Origin of the sequence: Kribbella sp. NPDC058693 (genome assembly GCF_042715335.1) — a bacterium.
GTDB classification, from domain to species: Bacteria; Actinomycetota; Actinomycetes; order Propionibacteriales; family Kribbellaceae; genus Kribbella; species Kribbella jiaozuonensis.
In genome coordinates this window covers 1,472,218-1,493,493 of sequence record NZ_JBHXSQ010000002.1, presented here as the reverse complement: position 1 = coordinate 1,493,493, position 21,276 = coordinate 1,472,218, and the positions used below count along the sequence as shown (strand labels likewise).

The window sequence follows — 21,276 nt, the reverse complement described above, 5'->3', positions numbered from 1 at the left end:
GGTATTGCCTTCGTCGGCACCCACTCGGCTAGAAGTTGCCTCAAGCAACATCTATAGGCCAAGCGGCTGTGGATAACTGGAATCCCTTGAATACAAGGGCTTGTGGGTTTGAGAACTGTCGGTGGGGGTGTATATCGTCAGTGGCATGGACCTTCTGGACGAACGGCCGGCGTGGTCGATGAGTGGCGGCGAACTGCTGGCCGCTCTCGACGCCGTGGATGCCGATATCGCCCGGAAGGAGACCTATCGGCTGCAACTTGTCGCACGCATCGACGAGACCGGCTATGCCGAGGAGCTCGGAGCCCGGGACGCCGTCGAGCTGCTGACCCTCCGGCACCGCCAGAACCGTCGCGACGCCTACCGCGACGTCAAGCTCGCGCGGGCCCTGCCGAAGTACCGTGATGTCTCCGCCGCGCTGGTTGAGGGCACTCCAGCTCCGGGCCTTGCCGACGCGGGACCTGCCGACCGCGGGTGGTTGTTGCGTCCGGCGCAGGCCGCGGCGATCGTGTCCGCCCTGGAGCGGGTGCGCTCGAGGGTGCCGGTCGAAGACCTCGATGTCGCGGAGAAGCAGTTGGTGGGCCTGGCCGCGCACCTTTCGCCAGACGAGCTCCGCGCGACCGCCAAGCAGATCTGTGACCTACTGGACTCTGACAGCCCCGAGCCGGATGAACACAAGGCCTACGCCCGAGAGTCCTTGACACTGGCTCCTGCGGAGAACGGAGTGAAGTTTCGCGGCTACCTCGCCAACGAGAACGCCGAACTCCTCCGAAGCCTGATCCACGCCGGCGCCCGCCCCCACAAGACAATCGACGGCGAGCTCGACCCCCGTCCACGCGACAAGCGCCAGGCCGACGCCCTCAGCAGCGCTTTGACCATCGCCGCAACTGCCACCGACGCGGGCTGCCAAACCCGCCCGGCAAACGACCCTCCGTCAACGCGGGATGCCGGTGCCCCGGCCGCCGACGCCGGCAAGGATGGATGGACACCTGGTTTCGGGGCGAAGGCGAACATCACCGTCACCATCGACTTCCACGACCTCAAGGCCGCGACCGCCAACGCCACCGGCCAACTCGTGTACGGCGATGGACTGTCCGCGGCGACCATCCGTCGGCTGGCCTGTGACGCAAGGATCCTCCCGCTCGTGCTCGGCTCGAACTCCGAGCCGCTCGACGTCGGCCGGTCGGAGCGACTGGTCACCCGGGCGATGCGCCGCGCCTTGAACGCCCGCGACAAGGGCTGTGTGGTCTGCGGCGCACCGCCGATCATGTGCGACGCCCACCATGTGAAGTCCTGGATCGAGGGCGGCGAGACCAACATCGAGAACCTCGCTCTGCTCTGTCGCCGACACCACACCGACCTCCACAACGGCCACTGGACCATCACCATCACAGCAGGTGTAGTCAACGTGAGCCGCCCCGCCTGGGCCGACCCACCGCCCAACGCCGCACGACCTGGTTTCCCATCGGACGCAATACGGCCTGGTTCCCGGTCCGGTCCAGCGCACGCGCCATCCGACCCACTCGCGCCTGCACTGCCCCACTCGACAAGCAGTTGGCCGGAGCGGCCGGAGCGCAATGCAACGACGACACCGCCTGAGCCGACGACGACTGCGTCGGTCCGGGAGGCGACGTACCGCGCCATCTGGGGTGAGGACCCCACGCCCCAGACCGAGCCGCCGACCTCGGGTCGGATCACGTCCTCCTGCGACCAGCGGTTTGATCCATGGGCCGAGACCCCGACCGCGCCCACCGGCAGCCCACGATCAAGCATTCCAGTCCGCAACGAACGAGCAGACACGCCCTAGTCGAGACAGAACTCGTTGCCCTCGATGTCTTGCATGTTCTGGCAGGACTCGTTGACGCCGTCGTAGCGCAGCAGCTGCCCGCGTACCGCGCCGAGCGCTTCCAGCCGGACGCATTCGGCCTCGAGGACTGCCAGCCGTTCCTCACGCACGAGTCCCGTGCCGACCCGGACGTCGAGGTGGACCCGGTTCTTCACTACCTTGCCCTCGGGGACGCGCTGGAAGAACAGCCGCGGGCCGACACCGGTCGGATCGACACAGGCGAACGCCGCACCCTGATTCTCAGCCGGCAGCGATTGGTCGAACTCGGTCCAGGTCTCGAAACCCTTCGGCGGCGGCGGTACGACGTACCCGAGCACCTCGCACCAGAAGCGAGCGACGCGCTCCGGATCGGCGCAATCGAAGGTGACCTGGAACTGCTTCACGGACGACATCCGCCCAGCATAGACACCGGAAGGTGCGCATCGGACTGTCTACGTTCGTACCCATGCGAATAGGAACACTGGGCAACGGACTCATGGCCGAGGCGCTCGCCGGCCAGTGGGTCAAGGCCGGCCACGAGGTCATGATCGGCGGCCGCGATCGCGACCGCGCCGTGGAGGCGGCCAAGCGGATCGCCGCCGCGGGTGGGTCGCGGGTGGAGGCGGGGTCGTTGGTGGAGGCGGCGGAGTACGGCGAGGTGGTGTTGCTCGCAGTGCCGGCCGAGGCTGCGGTGGAGGTAGCGGGAGTGGTGCCGGCGGGGCGGACGGTGATCGACTGCACGAACGCCTTGGATCACAGGGATTTCACGTTGGCGCACCCGGCGACGGCTGAGGCGATCAGCCGCACATTCCCCGACGTGCACGTGGTGAAGGCGTTCAACCTGGCGGCGGATGCGGTCTGGCGCAACCCGCCGGCCGGGCTCGGGGTGCCGATCTGTGGTGATGACGGAGTGGACGTCGTTGCGGAGTTGGTGCGGGACATCGGCTGTGTGCCGGTGGCCGCAGGCGGGCTGGTGCGCGCAAAGTTGCTGGAGGCAACGGCTGCGCTGGCGATCGGGATCTGGGTCGGCGGGGGAGATGTGCGCGGGATGTTCCCGTCGCTAGGCGACGCTTTCGGCGCGGTCCTGCCGGGCGAGTCGTAGGCTCCAGGCCGGGAACAGCAGGTACGTCCCGGCCCAGCTGGCGCCGGCCACGAAGGTCCACACCGGCGCGGTGTCCAGGTCGTCGATCCCCAGGAAGATGCCCGGTACGCCGATGAGCCCGAGCAGCATCACCACACCCGCAACCAGCCCGGCCCGCCCCACCTGACGGGCGCTTCCAACCAGCCAGACCCCGATGAGCGCGAACCCCGCGCTCGACCACAAACCGGCGAGGTAGTACCCGGTGATGCCGCTCATCACCAGCACCGTGCCCACGATCGTCAGCACGGTGCCGACCGCGGTGATCCCCACCAACAGCTTGGACGGATGGACAAGCCAGGCCAGGACGAGGCTGAGCATGCCGAGGGCGGCGTTGCCGACGTCGTTGATGCTGCCGAAGGGCTCGCCGGTGGCGTAAAAGATGAGCAGGCAGGCGCAGGTGGTGAAGCCCACGATGCTGTGGGCCGTCGCCACCGCTCTAGTGCTCACCCTTGGATGATCGCGCAAAAAGCTGGTTCAGGTCAGCCTGCGGGATCTGGTCGGCGGCGAACGTGATCGTGCCCTTCGTCGCCAACTCCTCCGCGCTCCGGCGGACGAACCCTAGCGCTGCCCGGGCGATGCTGCCGCCGAGGCTGATCCGTGTCACCCCGGCGCCCTGCAGGTCGGCGACGGTCAGCGTCGACGTACCGAGGCCGATCACTACGTTCAGCGGGCCGTCGATCTCCTGCACCAGCAGGCGGATCGCGTCCAAGTCGTTCACACCAGGCACGTACAGGCAATCGGCGCCCGCCGCACGGAAACGGTTGGCGCGATCGATCGAGTCGGCCAGCGACGTCGGCGTACGCAGCAACTGCCCGTCCGTCCGCGCCGTCAGCACGAACTCGGACCCCGCCGCCTCCCGCGCCGCGACGATCCGCTCGACCGCGAGCTCGACGTCGTACAGCTCCCGTCCGTCGTAGTCCTCGATGTTCCCGCCCGCCAGCCCGGCCTCGCGGGCCAGCGTGATCGTGTCCGCGACCCGTGCCGGCGCAGCGCCGTACCCGTCCTCGAGATCCCCGTTCACCGGTACGGCGCTCGCCGCCGCGATCTCCCGGACCCGCTCGAACATCGCGTCCCGCGACACCGCCGGCGCGCCGTCGGGCAACGTGTGATCGCCCTTCGCCATCGAGAACGCGATCCCCGCACCGGTCGTCGCGATCGCCGCAAAGCCAGCAGCCGCAAGGATCACCGCACTCCCGGCATCCCAGGCATTCGGCATCACGAAACGATCGGCATGCAACTCGCGGAAAGTCATGCCCCGAGTCTGTCACCCCGACGCTTCGGCACCCGCCGAACTACGACAGCTTGGAGGCAGCCGCCTCGTCCAGCAACCACAGCGTGCGGTTCTGGCCCTTCGGGTGGGCGGCGGGTACGTCGCCCTCGGCGAGAGCCGTCGCGACCGCATCGGCCTTGTCCTCGCCGGAGACCACGAACCAGACCTCACGGGTCCGGTCGAGGAGCGGGAAGGTCAGCGACACCCGGGTCGGCGGCGGCTTCGGCGAGTCGTGCACGGCGACCGCTGCGACGTCGATGACATCGAGCTGCGGAAACCCCGGGAACAGCGACGCCACATGCCCGTCGGGACCGACGCCGAGCATCAGTACGTCGAACGTCGGCGAGCCCGCGGCCTCCAGTTCGGAGGCGTACGCCGCTGCCGCTTCCTCGGCGCCCTGCCCGGTGTCCGCGGGCATCGGATGCACCCGCGCCGGGTCGACGTCCAGGGCGGACAGCAATGCGTCTCGCGCCTGCGTCACGTTGCGCTCGGGGTCGCCGTCGGGCAGGAACCGCTCGTCGCCCCACCAGAACTCGACCCGCTGCCAGTCGACCTCAACCCGTGCCGGCGACTCCGCGACCGCCTGGTACACGACCGACGCCACCCTGCCGCCGGTGAGGACGACGTGCGCGATCCCGCCGGTGCTCTGAGCGTCGGCGAGCGCCGTGATGAACCTGCCGGCCACCGAGAACGCCAGGTCCTCCGCATCGGAATGAATCAGCAGTTCCGGATCCACAGTCATCGCTTAGCCGCCGTCCTCTTCGCCGCCGCCTTCTTCCCCGGCGCAGTCTTCTTGGCCGCGGTCTTCTTGGCCGCAACCTTCTGAGCAGCCGCCTTCTTCGCCGCTGCCGGCTTCTCGGCGGCCTTCTTCTGCGCAGCCACGACCTTCTTGCCGGCCGCAGTCACACTCGCCGCCGTCGACTTCCGGGCCGTCGCGTCCACCTTCTTCTCCGCAGCCGGCAGCTGGTCACGCTCGACCTTGCAGGCCAGCGTCTTCGCGTACACGTCATCCGGATCGAGCCGCCGCAACTCCTCGCTCAGCAGCTCCGACGTCGTACGCCGCTTCAACGCCACGGGCCGATCCGGCTGACCCGGCACGCTGAACGTCGCCACCGCACCATCCGGCCGCGTCAGCGCGATCGCCCCCGACGGCGTGAACAGCCGTACGGCGGTCACCCCCGGCCCACGCGAATTCCGCTGCTCCACCGGCACCTTGAGCCGCGACTGCAACCACGCAGCCATCAGGTCGGCACTCGGGTTCCCCTTGGCGGCCGCGACCTCGGCCCCGGTCACCTTCGTCGGGTACTGATCCAGCGCAGCCGCCATCAGCGCACGCCACGGCGTCAACCGCGTCCACGCGAAGTCGGTGTCGCCCGGCTTGTAGCCCTCGGCCCGAGCACTGAAGTCCACCGACGCGCGCCGCGTCGCGGCAGCATCCGTCACGCGACGCCGACCGAGCCGCCCGAGCGGGTCGTCGGCCGGGACCTTCGGCCCGCCACCCGGCCACCACACGATCACGGGGGAGTCGGGCAGCAGCAGCGGCGTGATCACGGACTCCGGCACCTTCGCCAGCTCACCGTGCAGCCGCAGCAGCACGGCCTCACCGGGGATGCCCTCGCCGACGCGTACCTCGGCGTCCAGCCCGCTCGCGCCCCGGCCCGGCCGCAGGATCGCGACCAGGACCCGGGACGGGTGTTCGCGGCCGGCCTCGTTCGCGGCCTTCATCGCGTCGTGGTGCGACGCCTCGTCGACGACGACCACGATCGTGCCGACCATGCCCATGGCCGGCGACCCCGCGTGCCGGCGGGCCTTCAGCAGCGCCGAGGCGATCTCGCTCGACGTGGTGTCGGTCAGGTCGATGATCATGGCCGCCTCCAGGCACGTCCGTCGCGGGCGAGCATCTCGTGCGCCGAGTCCGGACCCCAGTCACCGGACGGGTACTGCTCCGGCTTGCCGTGGCGGGCCCAGTAGTCGAGCACCGGGTCGAGGATCTTCCAGCCCAGCTCGACCTCGGTGTGCTGCGGGAACAGCGGCGGATCGCCGAGCAGTACGTCGAGGATCAGCCGCTCGTACGCCTCCGGGGACGACTCGGTGAACGAACCGCCGTACTGGAAGTCCATGTTCACGTCGCGGATCTCCATCGTCGTCCCGGGCACCTTGGCACCGAAGCGGATGGTGATGCCTTCGTCCGGCTGGATCCGCAGGACCAACGCGTTCTGGCCGAGCTCTTCGGTCTCGGTCTTGGTGAACGGCAGGTGCGGCGCGCGCTTGAACATCACCGCGACCTCGGTCACCCGACGGCCGAGCCGCTTGCCGGTGCGCAGGTAGAACGGGACGCCCGCCCACCGGCGCGTGTCGACATCGACCCGCAACGCCGCGAACGTCTCCGTCGCGGACGAGCTAGGAATGCCGTCCTCCTGCAGGTATCCCTTGACCTTCACGCCACCGGCCCAGCCGGCCGCGTACTGACCGCGAGCACTGTGCAGGTCCAGCCGCTCCGGCAGCTGTACGGCGTTCAGCACCTTCTTCTTCTCCTGGCGCAGCGACCAGGCGTCGAAGCTGACCGGCTCCTCCATCGCGACCAGCGCGAGCAGTTGGAGCAGGTGGTTCTGGATCACGTCGCGGGCGGCGCCGATGCCGTCGTAGTACCCCGCGCGGCCGCCGATGCCGATGTCCTCGGCCATCGTGATCTGCACATGGTCGACGTAGTTGCTGTTCCAGATCGGCTCGAACATCTCGTTCGCGAACCGCAGCGCGAGGATGTTCTGGACCGTCTCCTTGCCCAGGTAGTGATCGATCCGGAACACCGCCTCAGGCGGGAACACCGACTCGACCACCCGGTTCAGCTCGCGGGCGCTCTTCAGGTCGTGACCGAACGGCTTCTCGATCACGACCCGCCGCCACGAGCCGGGCTTCTCGTCGGTCAGCCCGTGCTCGGACAGCTGCCGCACGACCTCCGGGAACAGCCCCGGCGGGATCGACAGGTAGAACGCGTGGTTGCCGCCCGTACCGCGGGTGACGTCCAGCTCGTCGACCGTCTCGCGCAGCCGCTCGAACGCCACGTCGTCGGTCAGGTCACCCGGCACGAACCGGAAGCCCTCGGAGAGCTGCTGCCAGACCTCCTCGCGGAACGGCGTCCGGGCGTGCTCCTTCACCGAGTCGTGCACGATCTGGGCGAAGTCCTGGTTGGTGTAGTCACGGCGGGCGAACCCGACCAGGGCGAAACCCGGGGGCAGCAGCCCCCGGTTCGCCAGGTCGTAGACCGCCGGCATCAGCTTCTTGCGGGCCAGGTCGCCGGTGACGCCGAAGATCACCAGGCTGCACGGCCCCGCGATCCGCGGCAGCCGCCGGTCCTGCGGATCCCGCAGCGGGTTCCGGTACGGCGTGACGTCGCCCGGCCCTTCGTCGAGCTCAGCGGTCATGGCCCGCTTCCTCCCCGTACTAGTTCGCGAACAGAGCCAGGAGCTGCTGTACGCCGTTCGACACGTCGGTCAGGTGCAGACGCAGTACCGGGCGCCCGCGCTCCGCGAGTACTCCGGCGTCGCCGGCGGCCTGCGCCGTGATCAACGTACCGAAACTGAACGGCCGATCCGGGATCTCCACGTCGGTCGCGTGTGCGCCGGTGATCTGCAGGTACACGCCCTCCGGGTGGCCGCCCTTGTGGTACTGGCCGGTCGAGTGCAGGAACCGCGGTCCCCAGCCGAAGGTCACCGGACGACCGGTCTTGGTCGCCAGCGCCGGCCGTACGCCGAACAGGTCGGCGTCCCGCTCGGAGTCCAGGTACGCCATGACTGCGACGTAGCCCTTCGCGTCGAGCTTGCCCAGCAGCGCGTCCACCGCACCCTGCAGCGTGTCCACACCGTCCAGCAGCCCTTCGGAGCCGCGAACCTCGACGGCGCCCTCGGTGAAGGCGGCCGCCTCCGGCTTCGGCTGCGCGTCGAGCAGACCACGCGCGGCGGCCTTGGCGCTCTCCACGTCCGGCTGGTCGAACGGGTTGATGCCGAGCAGATAGCCCGCCACGGCCGTCGCCGTCTCCCAGAGCAGCATCTGACCGCCGAGCGAGCCCGAGGTCAGCGCCGTCGGCACACCGCTGGTCGCCTTCTCGGCGAGCAACGCGTTGGTCAGGTCAGCAGCCTCGCTGTGCAGCTCCGGCGCACCGACCTCGACCGCAACCGGCAGTACGCCGGTGCCGAGCTTGCCGGTGCTCTCCGCGATCAGCTGCTCGGCCCAGTCCGGGAAGCCCACGATGTCGGACCCGTCGGCCGTGATGATCGCCTTGTCCCGGCCCGCGCTCGCCGCGAGCACAGCGCCCAGCCAGAGCGCCGGGTTGTCGGTCGAGTCGGCCTGCAGCTCAGGCGCCGCCTCGGCCGCTTGGTCGAGCAACTCGGCGATGTCCGCGCCGGCCAGTCCGGACGGCACCAGGCCGAACGCCGTGAGCGCGCTGTACCGGCCGCCCACGTTCGGGTCGGCGAGGAACGTCTTGCGGTAGCCCTCGTCCGCCGACAGCTTCTCGAACGGCGAACCCGGGTCCGTCACGACGACGACCCGCGACGCGGCGTCGATCCCCGCGTCCTCGAACGCCTTGACGAACGTACGCCGGTGGCTGTCGGTCTCGACCGTCCCGCCGGACTTGCTGGACACGACGATCACGGTCTTCGAGAGGTCACCGGCCAGCGCCCGCGCGACCACGCTCGGGTCGGTCGAGTCCAGTACGACGAGCTCGACGCCCGCCGTACGGGTGATGACCTCGGGCGCGAGCGACGAGCCGCCCATACCGGACAGCACGATCCGGTCCAGGCCCTCGGACCGCAGGTCTGCCTGCAGCGCCTCGATCTCGGCCAGCAGCGGCCGGGAGGTGTCGTGCAGGTCGACCCAGCCGAGCCGGATCGACGCCTCGTGCTCGGCGTCCGGGCCCCAGATCGTCGCGTCCTTCGCGGCGATCCGGGAGGCGATCTTCTCGGCGACCAGCTTGTCGACGACCTCGGCCCAGTCGCCGTTCTGCGTGCTGACCTTCGGAGCGCTCACTTGGCCGCGCCCTTCAGGGCCGCGGTGACGGTGTCCTGCAGCTCGGACCAGGAGGCGTCGAACTTCGCCACGCCCTCGTCCTCGAGCACCTGGACGACCTCGTCGTACGAGATGCCGAGCTTCTCCAGGTCGGCGATCACCTTGCGGTCGGCGTCGTAGTCGCCGCGGACCGTGTCGCCGGAGAACTCGCTGTGCTCCTCGACCGCCTTGATGGTTGCCTCAGGCATCGTGTTCACGACGCCCTTGGTGACCAGGTTGTCGACGTACAGGGTGGGGGAGTACGACGGGTCCTTGGTGCCGGTGGAGGCCCACAGCGGCCGCTGCGGCTTGGCGCCGGCGGTCTCGAGCTCGCGCCAGCGGTCGGTGTCGAAGATCTCCTCGTACGCCTCGAACGCGAGCCGGGCGTTGGCGATCGCGGCCTTGCCCTTCAGCGCCTTCGCCTCGTCGGTGCCGATCGCGTCCAGCCGCTTGTCCACCTCGGTGTCCACCCGGCTGACGAAGAACGACGCCACGCTGGCCATCTTGGTCACGTCGTGGCCGTTCTCGACGGCCTGCTCGAGGCCGGACAGGAACGCGGCCACGACCGCCTTGTAGCGCTCGAGGGAGAAGATCAGCGTCACGTTCACGCTGATCCCGGCGGCCAGCGTCTCGGTGATCGCCGGCAGGCCTTCCTTGGTGGCGGGGATCTTCACGAAGACGTTGTCCCGGCCGACGATGTCCCACAGCAGCTTGGCCTGCTCGACGGTCTTCGCCGTGTCGTGCGCGAGCGTCGGCTCGACCTCGATCGACACCCGGCCGTCCTGGCCCTCGGAGTCGTCGTACGCCGGCTTGAACACGTCGGCGGCGTCGCGGACGTCGTCGGTGGTGATGACCCGGATCGCCTCGTCGGTGGAGACGCCCTGGGAGGCCAGGTGGGCGACCTTCTCGGCGTACGCGTCGGCGTCCGAGATGGCCTTGGCGAAGATGGTCGGGTTCGTGGTCACACCGACCACGTGCTTGTCCTCGATCAGGGCCTGCAGGCTGCCGCTGGTCAGCCGCTCACGGGACAGGTCGTCGAGCCAGATGGAGACACCCGCGTCGGCGAGTGCTTTCAAGCGATCGTTCATGTGTCCGATGCCTTCTTCCGAAGTGTTCTGTTGTGGGTTTCTTCAGCTGGCGTCGGCCGGTCCGACCGGTCCGGCGGCGGCGCGGCCGGGCGGCACGCCCGGTCCGCTGATCTGTGCGGCGGCAGCGATGCTGTCCTTGGCCGCCTGCACGACCGCGTCGGCGGTGATGCCGAACTCGTCGTACAGCGTCTGGTACGCCGCGGAGGCGCCGTAGTGCTCCAGGCTCACGCTGCGGCCGGCGTCGCCGACGATGTCGTGCCAGCTCAGCGCGATCCCGGCCTCGACCGAGACCCGGGCCCGGACATCGGCCGGGATGACCGACTCGCGGTACGCGTCGTCCTGCTCGTCGAACCACTCGCGCGAGACCATCGAGACCACGCGGGCGTTGACGCCCTCCTCGGCCAGCTTGGCCCGCGCCTCGACGGCGAGCTGGACCTCCGAGCCGGTGCCGATCAGCACGACGTCCGGCGTACCGTCCGTGTCGAGCAGCACGTAGGCGCCCTTGTGCACGTTCTCCGTGGTGGCGTATCCGTCCGTGCCCCGCGGGAACGTCGGCACGTTCTGCCGGGTCAGCACGAGCCCGGCCGGGCGGTCGGTGTGCTCGAGGATCGTGGCCCACGCGGCCGCCGTCTCGTTCGCGTCACCGGGGCGGACGACGTCCAGGCCCGGGATCGCCCGCAGCGCCGACAGGTGCTCGATCGGCTGGTGCGTCGGGCCGTCCTCGCCGAGGCCGATCGAGTCGTGCGTCCAGACGTACGTCACCGGCAGCTTCATCAGCGCGGCGAGCCGGACCGCCGGGCGCATGTAGTCGGAGAAGACCAGGAACGTTCCGCCGTACGGGCGGGTCAGGCCGTGCAGGGCGATGCCGTTCAGCACCGAGCCCATGGCGTGCTCGCGGATGCCGAAGTGCAGCACCCGGCCGTACTCGTTGCCCTGGAACTCCTTGGTGGCGTGCTCCGCCGGGATGAACGACGGCTGGCCCTTCGGGGTGGTGTTGTTCGAGCCGGCCAGGTCGGCCGAACCGCCCCACAGCTCGGGCAGCTCCGGCGACAGCTTGGTCAGCACGTCACCGGAGGCGGCGCGGGTGGCGACACCCTTGGCGTCGGCGTCCCAGCTCGGCAGCGCGTCCTTCCAGTCGGCCGGCAGCTCGCGCTTGGAGAGCCGGTCCAGCAGCGCGGCGCGCTCCGGGTTCGCGGCCTTCCACTCGTCGAACCTGCCGCTCCACTCGGCCTCGAGGGCCTTGCCGCGGTCCTGCGCCTCGCGGGTGTGTGCGAGCACGTCGTCGGCGACCTGGAACGACTGCTCCGGGTCCCAGCCGAGGACCTTCTTGGTCGCGGCGACCTCGTCGGCGCCGAGCGCCGAGCCGTGGATCTTGCCGGTGTTCTGCTTGTTCGGGGCCGGCCAGCCGATGATCGTGTGCAGCCGGATGAAGCTCGGCTTGTCAGTGACGGCCCTCGCCGCCTCGATCGCGTCGTACAGCGCCTGGACGTCCTCTTCGTAGCCCTTGCCGCCGTTGGTCCAGTCGACGTCCTGGACGTGCCAGCCGTACGCCGCGTAGCGGGCCACGACGTCCTCGGAGAAGGCGATGTTGGTGTCGTCCTCGATCGAGATCTTGTTCGCGTCGTAGATGACCGTGAGGTTGCCGAGCTGCTGGTGCCCGGCCAGCGACGAGGCCTCGGCCGAGACGCCTTCCTCCAGGTCGCCGTCCGACGCGATCACGTAGATCTGGTGGTCGAACAGACCCTCGCCCTTCGGCGCGTCCGGGTCGAGCAGGCCGCGCTCGCGGCGGGCCGCCATCGCCATCCCGACCGCGTTGCCGACGCCCTGGCCGAGCGGACCGGTGGTGGTCTCGACACCGGGGGTGTGCGAGTACTCCGGGTGGCCCGGCGTCTTGCTGCCCCACGTCCGCAGCGCCTTCAGGTCGTCCAGCTCAAGGCCGAAGCCGGCCAGGTAGAGCTGGATGTACAGCGTCAGGCTGGAGTGCCCCGCCGACAGCACGAACCGGTCGCGGCCGGCCCAGTGCGGGTCGGCCGGGTTGTGCCGCATCACCTTCTGGAACAGCAGGTACGCCGCCGGCGCGAGACTCATCGCCGTACCGGGGTGGCCGTTGCCGACCTTCTCCACCGCGTCCATCGCGAGCACCCTGACGGTGTCGACCGCGCGCTGGTCGAGCTCGGTCCATTCAAGCTTGGGGCTGGTCTTCTCCGTCACGCCGACGGCGCTCCTCTCGATGGTCATCTTCTAGGTATCTCACGCAGAGCCTACTGTGATGAAGGCTGTCCGCTGCACATTGCTCAACTGCTTGTCAACCATCTGGTGACTCCCCCTGTTCCCGGGCGGACTCCCCGGATCGGAGGGGGGTGCGAGAACCCTCCTACGGGGCGTCGTAGACTGCTGAATCGTCAGCGCCGGAGGCTCGGCGTCAACCCACTGTTTTCGAGGTGTTCGTGACGGCCGTCGACCCGCGTCCAGCCGCGACGACGTCGTACCCGACGCCGCTGGTGGACGCTACCGCTGTGGTGAGTCCGTCGGTGCGCGACGTGGTGAAGGCGTACGTCGGTCTGACCAAGCCGCGCATCATCGAGCTGCTGCTGATCACCACCGTGCCGGTGATGTTCCTGGCCGCCGGGGGAGTGCCCGGGCTCGAGGTCGTCGTGGCCACCCTGATCGGCGGCATCCTCGCCTCCGGCAGCGCGAACACGATCAACTGCGTGCTCGACCGCGACATCGACGAGCAGATGCGCCGGACCCGGCGCCGCCCGTTGCCGCGGCACGCGGTCAGCCCGCGCTCGGCGACGATCTTCGGTGTCGTGCTCGGTGTGCTGGCCACGCTGGAGCTCGGCTTCTTCGTCAACTGGCTGTCGTCCGGCCTGGCGCTCGCAGCGAACCTGTTCTACGTCTTCGGCTACACGATGGTGCTGAAGCGCCGGACCGTGCAGAACATCGTCTGGGGCGGTATCGCCGGCTGCTTCCCGACCCTGATCGGCTGGACCGCGGTCACCGGCAAGCTGGCCTGGACCCCGGTCGTGCTGTTCCTGGTGGTGTTCTTCTGGACGCCGCCGCACACCTGGTCGCTGGCGATGCGCTACCGCGAGGACTACGCATCGGTCGACGTGCCGATGCTGCCCGTGGTCGCGACCCCGGTCGCGACCGCGCGGCAGATCATGGCGTACTCCGTTGTCATGGTGATCACGTCGCTCGCGCTCTGGCCGATCGCCGACACCGGGTACGTGTATCCGCTGGCCTCGATCGTGCTCGGTTTCGTCTTCCTGCGTGAGGCCCGCCGGTTGTTGCTCCGGGCCCACACCGGTGCGGAAGGCGCGGCCCTGCGGCCGATGCGGCTCTTCCACTTCTCGAATATCTACCTCGCGCTGCTGTTCATCGCCGCGGCCATCGATCCGCTCCTGCACTGAGCGTCGCCCGCCGGGCGCTCGGAGTTCTCCCGTTGACCATTTCGTGACCTCATGTTGCGATGGGGTGGTCTGTGGAGGGGGTTCCACACCTGGGGAGGCGCTGCAGCAGGGGGAATCGCATGGGGGTACGAACACGTGTTGCCGCGCTCGCGGCAGTTGCGTTGGCCGGATCCGTCCTGGTCGCCGGCCAGGCCGACGCCGGCGGCAACCATTCCAGTCTGAAGCCGATCGCGACCGGGTTGAACGGTCCGCGCGGCGTATCGACGTACAAGAACCTGGTCATCTACAGCGTGACCGACGGGTCCGTGTACGTGACGAACGGCCGCAAGTCCGTGAAGCTCGGCAAGGTGCCGGGCACGGGCGGGTTCCCGCCCGCGATCGACACGAACAAGTGGGGTACGACGTACGCACTGACCGGTGCGGGCGGCGAACCGGGCCAGCCACCGGTGCCGGGCAGTTCGACGCTGTACCGGTTGCGGTACGGGAAGACGCCGGTCAAGGTCGCGGACATCGCGGCGTACCAGGCGCACGACCCGGATCCGTACAACCAGGCCGACTCACCGACGGAGTCCAACCCGTTCGGCGTCGCGGCCCTGAGCGACGGCACGGTCCTGGTGTCCGATGCCGCCAACAACGATCTGCTGAGGGTGTGGCCGAACGGTCACGTCAAGACGGTCGCGCGGCTGAAGCCACGCACGGTCAAGGTCCCGGCCGGTCTCGGTAACGAGGCTCCGCCGGCAGGTACGCCGTTCGTCGCCGAAGCAGTGGCCACGTCGGTCACCGTGGGTTCTGACGGTTACTACTACGTCGGCGAGCTCCGTGGCTTCCCGGCAACACCTGGTACGTCGGAGATCTGGCGGATCAGGCCGGGCTCGGTGAGCGCGGTGTGTGACCCGGTCAAGCCGAACAAGGGCAACTGCCAGCGGTACGCCGACGGTTACACGTCGATCGTCGACCTGGCCGGCGGTCCGCACGGCACGCTCGCGGTCGTCCAGTTGGCGCGGGACAGTTGGCTCGCGTTCGAGTCCGGTGGTTCGACCATCGGCTCGCTCTACCTGCAGTACCCCGGCAAGAACCACAAGGCCGGCTACAAGAGGGAACTGGTCCGCGGCCAGCTGAACCTCCCCGGCGGCACAGCCTTCGACCGATGGGGCGGCTTGTACGTCTCCGCACCGGTCTTCGGCCCAGGCGCCGTCTACAAGGTGCGCTACTGAAGTAGAACGAGTACGGCGGGACGCCCGTTTCAGGTTGCGGGCGTCCCGCGCTCGCCGTACACGGCCGTGACGAGCGCGATCAGCAGCCCGGCCAGGAACATGTGCACGAGCACGACACCCCAGGGCAGACCGGTGAAGTACTGCGTGAAGCCGACGGCGCCCTGCAGCAGCTCGATCGCCAGCAGCCAGGCCGCCAGCTTCCGCAACGTGCGTGAGGTCGCAGTCACCCGCGTCGCGATCACCAAGGCGATCGTGATGCCGAGCAGCCCGAACACGACGTCCGCGTGGAGCTGACTCACCAGTTCGGGGTCGAAGCCGTTGCGCCCGGTCTCCGGATCACCCGAGTGCGGACCGGCGCCGGTGACAACGGTGCCTAGGGCAACAGTCAGCCAGACCGCCACCACACAAGCCGTTGCGAGCGCGCGGACCACCGGGGGAGTGTGCGGGTACGGGCTGGTGCGCGACCGGCGCATCATCGACACCGTCAGCGTGATGATGATCGGTGAGACGAGGAAGTGCGCCGAGACGATCCACGGGTTCAGTCCGGTCAGCACGCTGATACCGCCGATGACCGCCTGCAGCGGCACGCCGAGAGCCGCGGCCGTCGCCAGCCGGCGGAGGTCGTGGCGGACCGGGCGGTAGCGCATCACGACCAGCCAGGTACAGATCGCGACGACACCGACCACGAACCCGAGCATCCGGTTCGTGAACTCGATCGCGCCGTGATAGCCGAGCGCGGCGTGCGGCACGTACGAATCGTCCGTACACGACGGCCACGTCGGGCAGCCGAGGCCGGAGCCGGTCAGACGGACCAGACCGCCGGTCACCACGATGCCGATGTTCACCGCCACCGAAGCCCAGCCCCAGCGGCGAACCACGTCCAGGCTCGGCTCGGGCACGAGGCGCCAGAAACGGCTGACTGGTTCGGCTTCTCGAGGCGGGGGCTCCGTCGTCATCACCGGGACACTCTAAAGCTCAGTCCCAGCGGAAGGTCCGGGAGACCAGGTATCCGAGCACGCCGGCCCACAGTGCCAGCGACAAAGCGGCCGCCCATGGGATCACCCCTTCGACGGTCGAGTTCGCCAGTCCGTTGGCCAGGGCGGCACTCGGCAGCAGGCGTACGACGCTCTGCATGCCGGACGGGTACTCATTGACGGGCGTCATGATCGCCCCGCCGACCAGCAGCAAGAGGTACAGCAGGTTCGCAGCGGCCAGCGTTGCCTCGGCACGCAGCACTCCGGCCATCAGCAGACCGAGGGACGCGAAGGCCGCGGTGCCGCACAGGACGGTGAGGATCACACCGATGACCGCTTCGGCTCCACCTACTGGTTTCCAGCCGAGCGCGAAGCCGGTGCCGATCAGCACAGCGAGCTGGATCAGCTGGACGATCAGTACGGCGCCGATCTTGCCTGCGAGCAGTCCGGTGCGGGAGAGCGGGGAGGCGCCTAGGCGCTTGATCACGCCGTACCTGCGCTCGAAGCCGGTTGCGATCGCGAGCGAGGTGAACGACGAGGACAGGATGGCCAGGGCGAGGACGCGAGGGACGGCCTGGTCGATCGGCCGGCCTTCGCCGAGCGGCAGGCGGTCGCCCAGGCCGGTCGCGCCGAGCAGCAGCAGGATGCCGAGCGGGATCACGAGCGCCAGCAGCAGTTGCTCGCCGTTGCGGACGAGCAGCTTGAACTCCATCCGCGAGTGCGCGAGCACCTTCCGCGGCCACGGCGCACTCCCGGGTTGCGGTGCGTAGGTACTCATGAGCGCTCCGGCTTGGCGGTCAGCTCGAGGAACACGTCTTCGAGGGACTTCTTGTGATGCTCGGTCAGGTCGTCGGGGGTCCCGGAGGCGATCACCTTGCCGGCCGACACCACGTGGACCTGGTCGGACAGCTGCTCGGCCTCGTCCATCGCGTGCGTGGTGAGGACGACGGTGACGCCGTCGGCGCGCAGGTCGCGGATCACCTGCCAGATCTCGCGCCGGCCGTGCGGGTCCAGCCCGGTCGTCGGCTCGTCGAGGAACGCGATCTCCGGCCGCCCCACGATCGCCAGCGCGAACGACAGCCGCTGCTTCTGACCACCCGACAGCCGGCGGTACGGCGTACGTCCGCAGCTGCCCAGGTCGAGACGTTCCACCAGGGCCGGGATGTCGAGCGGGTGGGTGTGTAGCGTCGCGACGTACTTGAGCATCTCGACCGCCCGTACGCCGGACCAGGCGCCGCCCTCCTGGAGCATCACGCCGATCCGCGGCATCAGCTCGTCGTGGTCGGCGATCGGGTCCAGCCCGAGCACCCGGACCTGGCCGGAGTCAGGCCGGCGGAATCCCTCACAGCTCTCCACGGTCGTGGTCTTGCCGGCGCCGTTCGGGCCGAGCACGGCCGTCACCGTGCCGGCGGCTACGGTGAGACTGAGACCGTCGACCGCGGTCTTCTCGCCGTACCGCACGACGAGGTTGTCGATCTCTACCGCGACTGGCACAAACGGCAGCATAGAGAACGTCCCGGAGTGACCTCGCTCACGGTCCCGGTCGAAGCCCCGCGTGACGGCGTGAACCGGTTAGGGGAGCCTTATTTGAAGGGCCCCGGGAATTACGCGACACTGATGTTGTGAAAACTCCTGCGACGAACGGATCGGCGCCCACCGGCGCTGCCGCGCGGGACGAGTCCACCCGGGACCGGGTAGCCCGCTCGATCCTGACCAACGGTCCGTCCAGCGCCGCGGTGCTGGCGGAGCGGCTCGAGCTGACCCCGGCGGCGGTCCGGCGGCATCTCGACCACCTGCTCGAGGAGGGCCTGGTCGAGTCCCGCGAGGAGCGCGTCTACGGCCCGCGCGGCCGCGGCCGCCCCGCGAAGGTCTTCGTGCTGACCGACACCGGCCGGCACGCCTTCCACCAGGCGTACGACGACCTGGCGGCGACCGCGATGCGGTTCATCGCCGAGGCCGGCGGTGACGACGCCGTGGCGGAGTTCGCCCGGCGCCGTGTCGCCGAGGTGGAGGAGCGGTACCGGGAGCAGCTCGCGCTGGCTCCCGAGAGCAAGAAGGCGCAAGCGCTCGCCCAGGCCCTGACGGCGGACGGGTACGCAGCCTCGACGGCGGAGGCGGGCCACGGCGCCCAGCTCTGCCAGCACCACTGCCCGGTCGCGCACGTGGCCGAGCAGTTCCCCCAGCTGTGCGAGGCCGAGACCGAGGTGTTCTCGAGACTCCTCGGCAAGCACGTGCAGCGCCTGGCCACCATCGCCCACGGCGACGGTGTCTGTACGACGCACATCCCGGGCCCGGTCGTGACCGAGCCCGTTGCCCCTGTATCCGACGGCGAATCTGCGAGGACTGCACGATGACGCAAACCGCTCACCCCGAACTGGAAGGCCTCGGCAACTACCAGTACGGCTGGGCCGACTCCGACGCCGCCGGCGCGGTCGCCCAGCGCGGCCTGTCCGCCGATGTGGTGCGGGGCATCTCCACCCTCAAGAACGAGCCGGAGTGGATGCTCGACCTGCGGCTGAAGGGCCTGAAGCTCTTCGACCGCAAGCCGATGCCGTCGTGGGGTGCCGACCTGTCCGGGATCGACTTCGACAACATCAAGTACTTCGTCCGGTCGACCGAGAAGCAGGCGTCGAGCTGGGAAGAGCTGCCCGAGGACATCAAGAACACCTACGACAAGCTCGGCATCCCGGAGGCGGAGAAGCAGCGCCTCGTCGCCGGTGTCGCCGCGCAGTACGAGTCCGAGGTCGTCTACCACCAGATCCGTGAAGACCTGGAGGCCCAGGGCGTCATCTTCCTGGACACCGACACCGGTCTCAAGGAGCACCCGGAGATCTTCAAGGAGTACTTCGGCTCGGTCATCCCGGTCGGCGACAACAAGTTCGCCTCGCTGAACACCGCGGTCTGGTCCGGCGGCTCGTTCATCTACGTGCCCAAGGGCGTCAAGGTGGACATCCCGCTGCAGGCCTACTTCCGGATCAACACCGAGAACATGGGCCAGTTCGAGCGGACCCTGATCATCGTCGACGAGGACGCCTACGTGCACTACGTCGAGGGCTGTACGGCGCCGATCTACAAGTCGGACTCGCTGCACTCCGCGGTGGTCGAGATCATCGTGAAGAAGGGCGCCCGCTGCCGCTACACGACGATCCAGAACTGGTCGAACAACGTCTACAACCTGGTCACCAAGCGCGCCACCTGCGAAGAGGGCGCGACGATGGAGTGGATCGACGGCAACATCGGCTCCAAGGTGACGATGAAGTACCCGGCCGTCTACCTGATGGGTGAGCACGCCAAGGGCGAGACGCTGTCGGTCGCGTTCGCGGGCGAGGGCCAGCACCAGGACGCCGGTTCGAAGATGGTGCACAACGCGCCGTACACGTCGAGCTCGATCGTGTCGAAGTCGGTGGCCCGCGGCGGCGGCCGGACGTCGTACCGCGGTCTGGTCGAGGTGGCGCCGGGTTCGCACCACAGCAAGTCCACGGTGCGCTGTGACGCGCTGCTGGTCGACACCATCAGCCGTTCGGACACCTACCCGTACGTCGACGTCCGCGAGGACGACGTGGCGATGGGGCACGAGGCGACCGTGTCCAAGGTCAGCGACGACCAGCTCTTCTACCTGATGAGCCGGGGCATGGCCGAGGACGAGGCGATGGCGATGATCGTCCGCGGCTTCATCGAGCCGATCGCCCGCGAGCTCCCGATGGAGTACGCGCTGGAACTCAACCGGCTCATCGAGCTGCAGATGGAAGGGGCCGTCGGCTGATGTCGTCGTCTGACACCCTTGTTGCTACCGGCAACAAGGCGCACTCCCACGGGCCGGGTTCGCCGGTCCCGCTCCAGGCGCGCAGCGAGCGGCCCACGTCGTACGACGTGGCCGACTTCGCGGTGCCGACCGGGCGCGAGGAGGAGTGGCGCTTCACGCCGGTCAAGCAGCTGAAGGCACTGTTCGAGGACGCGGCCGGCACCGAGACCCCGAAGGTCGACGCGTCCGGTCCGGAGGGCGTGGTCTTCGAGACCGTCGCCGCGGACTCGCTCAAGGTCGGCAAGCCGCAGGACCGCTCCGCGGCCGTCGCCTGGAACCACGCGGGCGACGCGTTCGCGGTCCGGATCCCGGTCGAGGCCGAGCTGACCGAGGCGGTGCACGTGAACGTCGCGAGCCTCGGCGCCCGCGGCTTCAGCCACCTGATCATCGAGTCCGGCCGGCACAGCAAGGCGATCGTGATCATCGATCACAGCGGCTCCGGTGAGCTCGGCAGCAACGTCGAGATCGTCGTCGGCGACGGCGCCGACCTGCGGGTCGTCTCGATCCAGCAGGGCGACCACGAGTCGATCCACCTCGGCCAGCACGACGCGGTCGTCGGCCGGGACGCGAAGCTCCACCACGTCGCGGTCACCCTCGGCGGCAAGATCGTCCGGATCGGCACCAACGTCCGGTACGCCGGTCCCGGTGGCGACGCCGAACTGCTCGGGGTGTACTTCGCCGAGTCCGGTCAGCACCACGAGAACCGGCTCTTCGTCGACCACGAGGCGACCAACTGCAAGAGCAACGTGCTCTACAAGGGCGCGCTGGCCGGTGACAAGGCCCGCTCGGTGTGGATCGGCGACGTGCTGATCCGGGCCGCGGCCGAGGGCACCGACACCTTCGAGCTGAACCGGAACCTGGTCCTGACCGACGGCGCCCGCGCCGACTCGGTGCCGAACCTGGAGATCGAGACCGGCGAGATCGAGGGCGCCGGCCACGCGTCGGCGACCGGCCGGTTCGACGACGAGCAGCTGTTCTACCTGCAGGCCCGCGGCATCCCCGAGGACGCGGCGCGGCGGCTGGTCGTGTCCGGCTTCTTCAACGACATCATCGGCAAGATCGGTGTCCCCGAGGTCACCGAGCACCTGCACGAGGTGATCGAAGAGAAGCTGGCCCGCACCGCGGAGCTGAGCGAGTCCGCCAAGGCGGTCGTCGGCCAGTGAGCGACAGCTTCGAGCGCGCCTGCGCCGCCGCCGACGTACCCGACGAGGGAGTGATCCCGGTCGAGGTCGGCGGCGTGGAGGTCGCGGTCGTGAAGAGCGAGGGACAGTACTTCGCGGTGCGGGACGAGTGCTCGCACGCGCAGATCCAGCTGTCCGAGGGTGACGTCGGCGAGTGCGAGATCGAGTGCTGGTTGCACGGGTCCCGCTTCGACCTGCGCACCGGCGAGCCGACCAGCCTGCCGGCGTACGACCCGGTGCCGATCTACCCCGTGCGCCTCGACGGCGACGACGTACTCGTCGACGTGAAGAACCCCCTGAACCAAGCAGCCCTGTAAACGACGGAGAT

At 69.1% G+C, this 21,276-nt stretch carries 20 protein-coding genes; 8 read left to right on the top strand and 12 right to left on the bottom strand.

The annotated features are described in order from the left end of the window. Positions 1-145: 145 nt before the first annotated feature. Positions 146-1,804: a DUF222 domain-containing protein gene (locus ACFWUU_RS16710; protein WP_380176521.1), complete on the top strand. Its 1,659-nt coding sequence runs from the start codon at positions 146-148 to the stop codon at positions 1,802-1,804. Here the strand turns inward: ACFWUU_RS16710 and ACFWUU_RS16705 are convergent. Further along, positions 1,801-2,235, bottom strand: a complete 435-nt coding sequence (locus ACFWUU_RS16705) for a VOC family protein (RefSeq protein WP_380176519.1) — start codon at positions 2,233-2,235, stop codon at positions 1,801-1,803. The two genes, ACFWUU_RS16710 and ACFWUU_RS16705, sit on opposite strands and share 4 nt — an antisense overlap. Before the next feature lie 53 nt (positions 2,236-2,288). Here ACFWUU_RS16705 and ACFWUU_RS16700 point away from each other — a divergent pair, with 53 nt between their 5' ends. Then, positions 2,289-2,924, top strand: a complete 636-nt coding sequence (locus ACFWUU_RS16700) for an NADPH-dependent F420 reductase (RefSeq protein WP_380176517.1) — start codon at positions 2,289-2,291, stop codon at positions 2,922-2,924. On the opposite strand, the gene ACFWUU_RS16695 is transcribed toward ACFWUU_RS16700, so the two are convergent. Genes ACFWUU_RS16695 through tkt form a run of 8 tightly spaced genes read right to left on the bottom strand, consistent with a single transcriptional unit; the run spans position 2,883 to position 12,602 of the window. Beyond that, positions 2,883-3,410, bottom strand: a complete 528-nt coding sequence (locus tag ACFWUU_RS16695) for a hypothetical protein (protein ID WP_380176515.1) — start codon at positions 3,408-3,410, stop codon at positions 2,883-2,885. The two genes, ACFWUU_RS16700 and ACFWUU_RS16695, sit on opposite strands and share 42 nt — an antisense overlap. Continuing rightward, a complete protein-coding gene (locus tag ACFWUU_RS16690) occupies positions 3,400-4,215 on the bottom strand; it encodes an isocitrate lyase/phosphoenolpyruvate mutase family protein (protein WP_380176513.1) in 816 nt (271 codons plus the stop codon). Before ACFWUU_RS16690 ends, ACFWUU_RS16695 begins: the two co-directional genes overlap by 11 nt. 40 nt (positions 4,216-4,255) lie before the next feature. Further along, entirely contained in the window at positions 4,256-4,975 is a 720-nt protein-coding gene (gene pgl, locus ACFWUU_RS16685) for a 6-phosphogluconolactonase (protein ID WP_380176511.1), read from the bottom strand. Beyond that, a complete protein-coding gene (locus ACFWUU_RS16680; protein ID WP_380176509.1) occupies positions 4,972-6,099 on the bottom strand; it encodes a glucose-6-phosphate dehydrogenase assembly protein OpcA in 1,128 nt (375 codons plus the stop codon). Before ACFWUU_RS16680 ends, pgl begins: the two co-directional genes overlap by 4 nt. Next, entirely contained in the window at positions 6,096-7,655 is a 1,560-nt protein-coding gene (zwf, locus tag ACFWUU_RS16675; protein WP_380176507.1) for a glucose-6-phosphate dehydrogenase, read from the bottom strand. Before zwf ends, ACFWUU_RS16680 begins: the two co-directional genes overlap by 4 nt. Positions 7,656-7,674: 19 nt before the next feature. Continuing rightward, positions 7,675-9,258: a glucose-6-phosphate isomerase gene (locus tag ACFWUU_RS16670; RefSeq protein WP_380176505.1), complete on the bottom strand. Its 1,584-nt coding sequence runs from the start codon at positions 9,256-9,258 to the stop codon at positions 7,675-7,677. Further along, on the bottom strand, positions 9,255-10,364 hold the full coding sequence (tal, locus tag ACFWUU_RS16665; protein WP_137254925.1) for a transaldolase: 1,110 nt from the start codon (positions 10,362-10,364) through the stop codon (positions 9,255-9,257). The genes ACFWUU_RS16670 and tal overlap by 4 nt, the downstream gene beginning before the upstream one ends. Positions 10,365-10,406: 42 nt before the next feature. Then, a complete protein-coding gene (gene tkt / locus ACFWUU_RS16660) occupies positions 10,407-12,602 on the bottom strand; it encodes a transketolase (RefSeq protein WP_380176503.1) in 2,196 nt (731 codons plus the stop codon). Positions 12,603-12,862: 260 nt separating this feature from the next. On the opposite strand from tkt, the gene ACFWUU_RS16655 reads away from it, so the two are divergent. Together ACFWUU_RS16655 and ACFWUU_RS16650 are read left to right on the top strand one after the other, a co-directional pair. Then, positions 12,863-13,777 (top strand): heme o synthase, encoded by a 915-nt coding sequence (locus tag ACFWUU_RS16655; protein ID WP_380176863.1) that lies wholly within the window; start codon positions 12,863-12,865, stop codon positions 13,775-13,777. Positions 13,778-13,896: 119 nt separating this feature from the next. Beyond that, positions 13,897-14,991, top strand: a complete 1,095-nt coding sequence (locus ACFWUU_RS16650; RefSeq protein ID WP_380176501.1) for a ScyD/ScyE family protein — start codon at positions 13,897-13,899, stop codon at positions 14,989-14,991. Between the two features lie 29 nt (positions 14,992-15,020). On the opposite strand, the gene ACFWUU_RS16645 is transcribed toward ACFWUU_RS16650, so the two are convergent. The 3 genes from ACFWUU_RS16645 to ACFWUU_RS16635 are packed head-to-tail and all read right to left on the bottom strand — an operon-like array spanning position 15,021 to position 17,459. Beyond that, a complete protein-coding gene (locus tag ACFWUU_RS16645; protein WP_380176499.1) occupies positions 15,021-15,947 on the bottom strand; it encodes a heme A synthase in 927 nt (308 codons plus the stop codon). Between the two features lie 19 nt (positions 15,948-15,966). Next, complete coding sequence (locus ACFWUU_RS16640; RefSeq protein ID WP_380176497.1) at positions 15,967-16,743, bottom strand: ABC transporter permease; 777 nt, start codon at positions 16,741-16,743, stop codon at positions 15,967-15,969. Continuing rightward, positions 16,740-17,459 carry an ABC transporter ATP-binding protein gene (locus ACFWUU_RS16635; RefSeq protein ID WP_380176495.1) on the bottom strand — a complete coding sequence of 240 codons (720 nt, stop codon included), beginning with the start codon at positions 17,457-17,459 and terminating at the stop codon, positions 16,740-16,742. The genes ACFWUU_RS16640 and ACFWUU_RS16635 overlap by 4 nt, the downstream gene beginning before the upstream one ends. Positions 17,460-17,587: 128 nt before the next feature. On the opposite strand from ACFWUU_RS16635, the gene ACFWUU_RS16630 reads away from it, so the two are divergent. From ACFWUU_RS16630 to ACFWUU_RS16615, 4 genes are read left to right on the top strand one after another with little or no spacing between them, the layout of a single operon-like run. Next, positions 17,588-18,319, top strand: coding sequence for a metalloregulator ArsR/SmtB family transcription factor (locus ACFWUU_RS16630; RefSeq protein WP_137254931.1), 732 nt, complete (start codon positions 17,588-17,590; stop codon positions 18,317-18,319). After that, the gene (gene sufB / locus ACFWUU_RS16625; protein WP_363874746.1) at positions 18,316-19,728 is read left to right on the top strand and encodes a Fe-S cluster assembly protein SufB; all 1,413 of its coding nucleotides are present in this window, start codon (positions 18,316-18,318) and stop codon (positions 19,726-19,728) included. Before ACFWUU_RS16630 ends, sufB begins: the two co-directional genes overlap by 4 nt. Next, complete coding sequence (gene sufD, locus ACFWUU_RS16620) at positions 19,728-20,930, top strand: Fe-S cluster assembly protein SufD (protein WP_137254933.1); 1,203 nt, start codon at positions 19,728-19,730, stop codon at positions 20,928-20,930. The genes sufB and sufD overlap by 1 nt, the downstream gene beginning before the upstream one ends. Continuing rightward, positions 20,927-21,265 (top strand): non-heme iron oxygenase ferredoxin subunit, encoded by a 339-nt coding sequence (locus ACFWUU_RS16615; protein ID WP_130438612.1) that lies wholly within the window; start codon positions 20,927-20,929, stop codon positions 21,263-21,265. Before sufD ends, ACFWUU_RS16615 begins: the two co-directional genes overlap by 4 nt. Positions 21,266-21,276 lie beyond the last annotated feature (11 nt).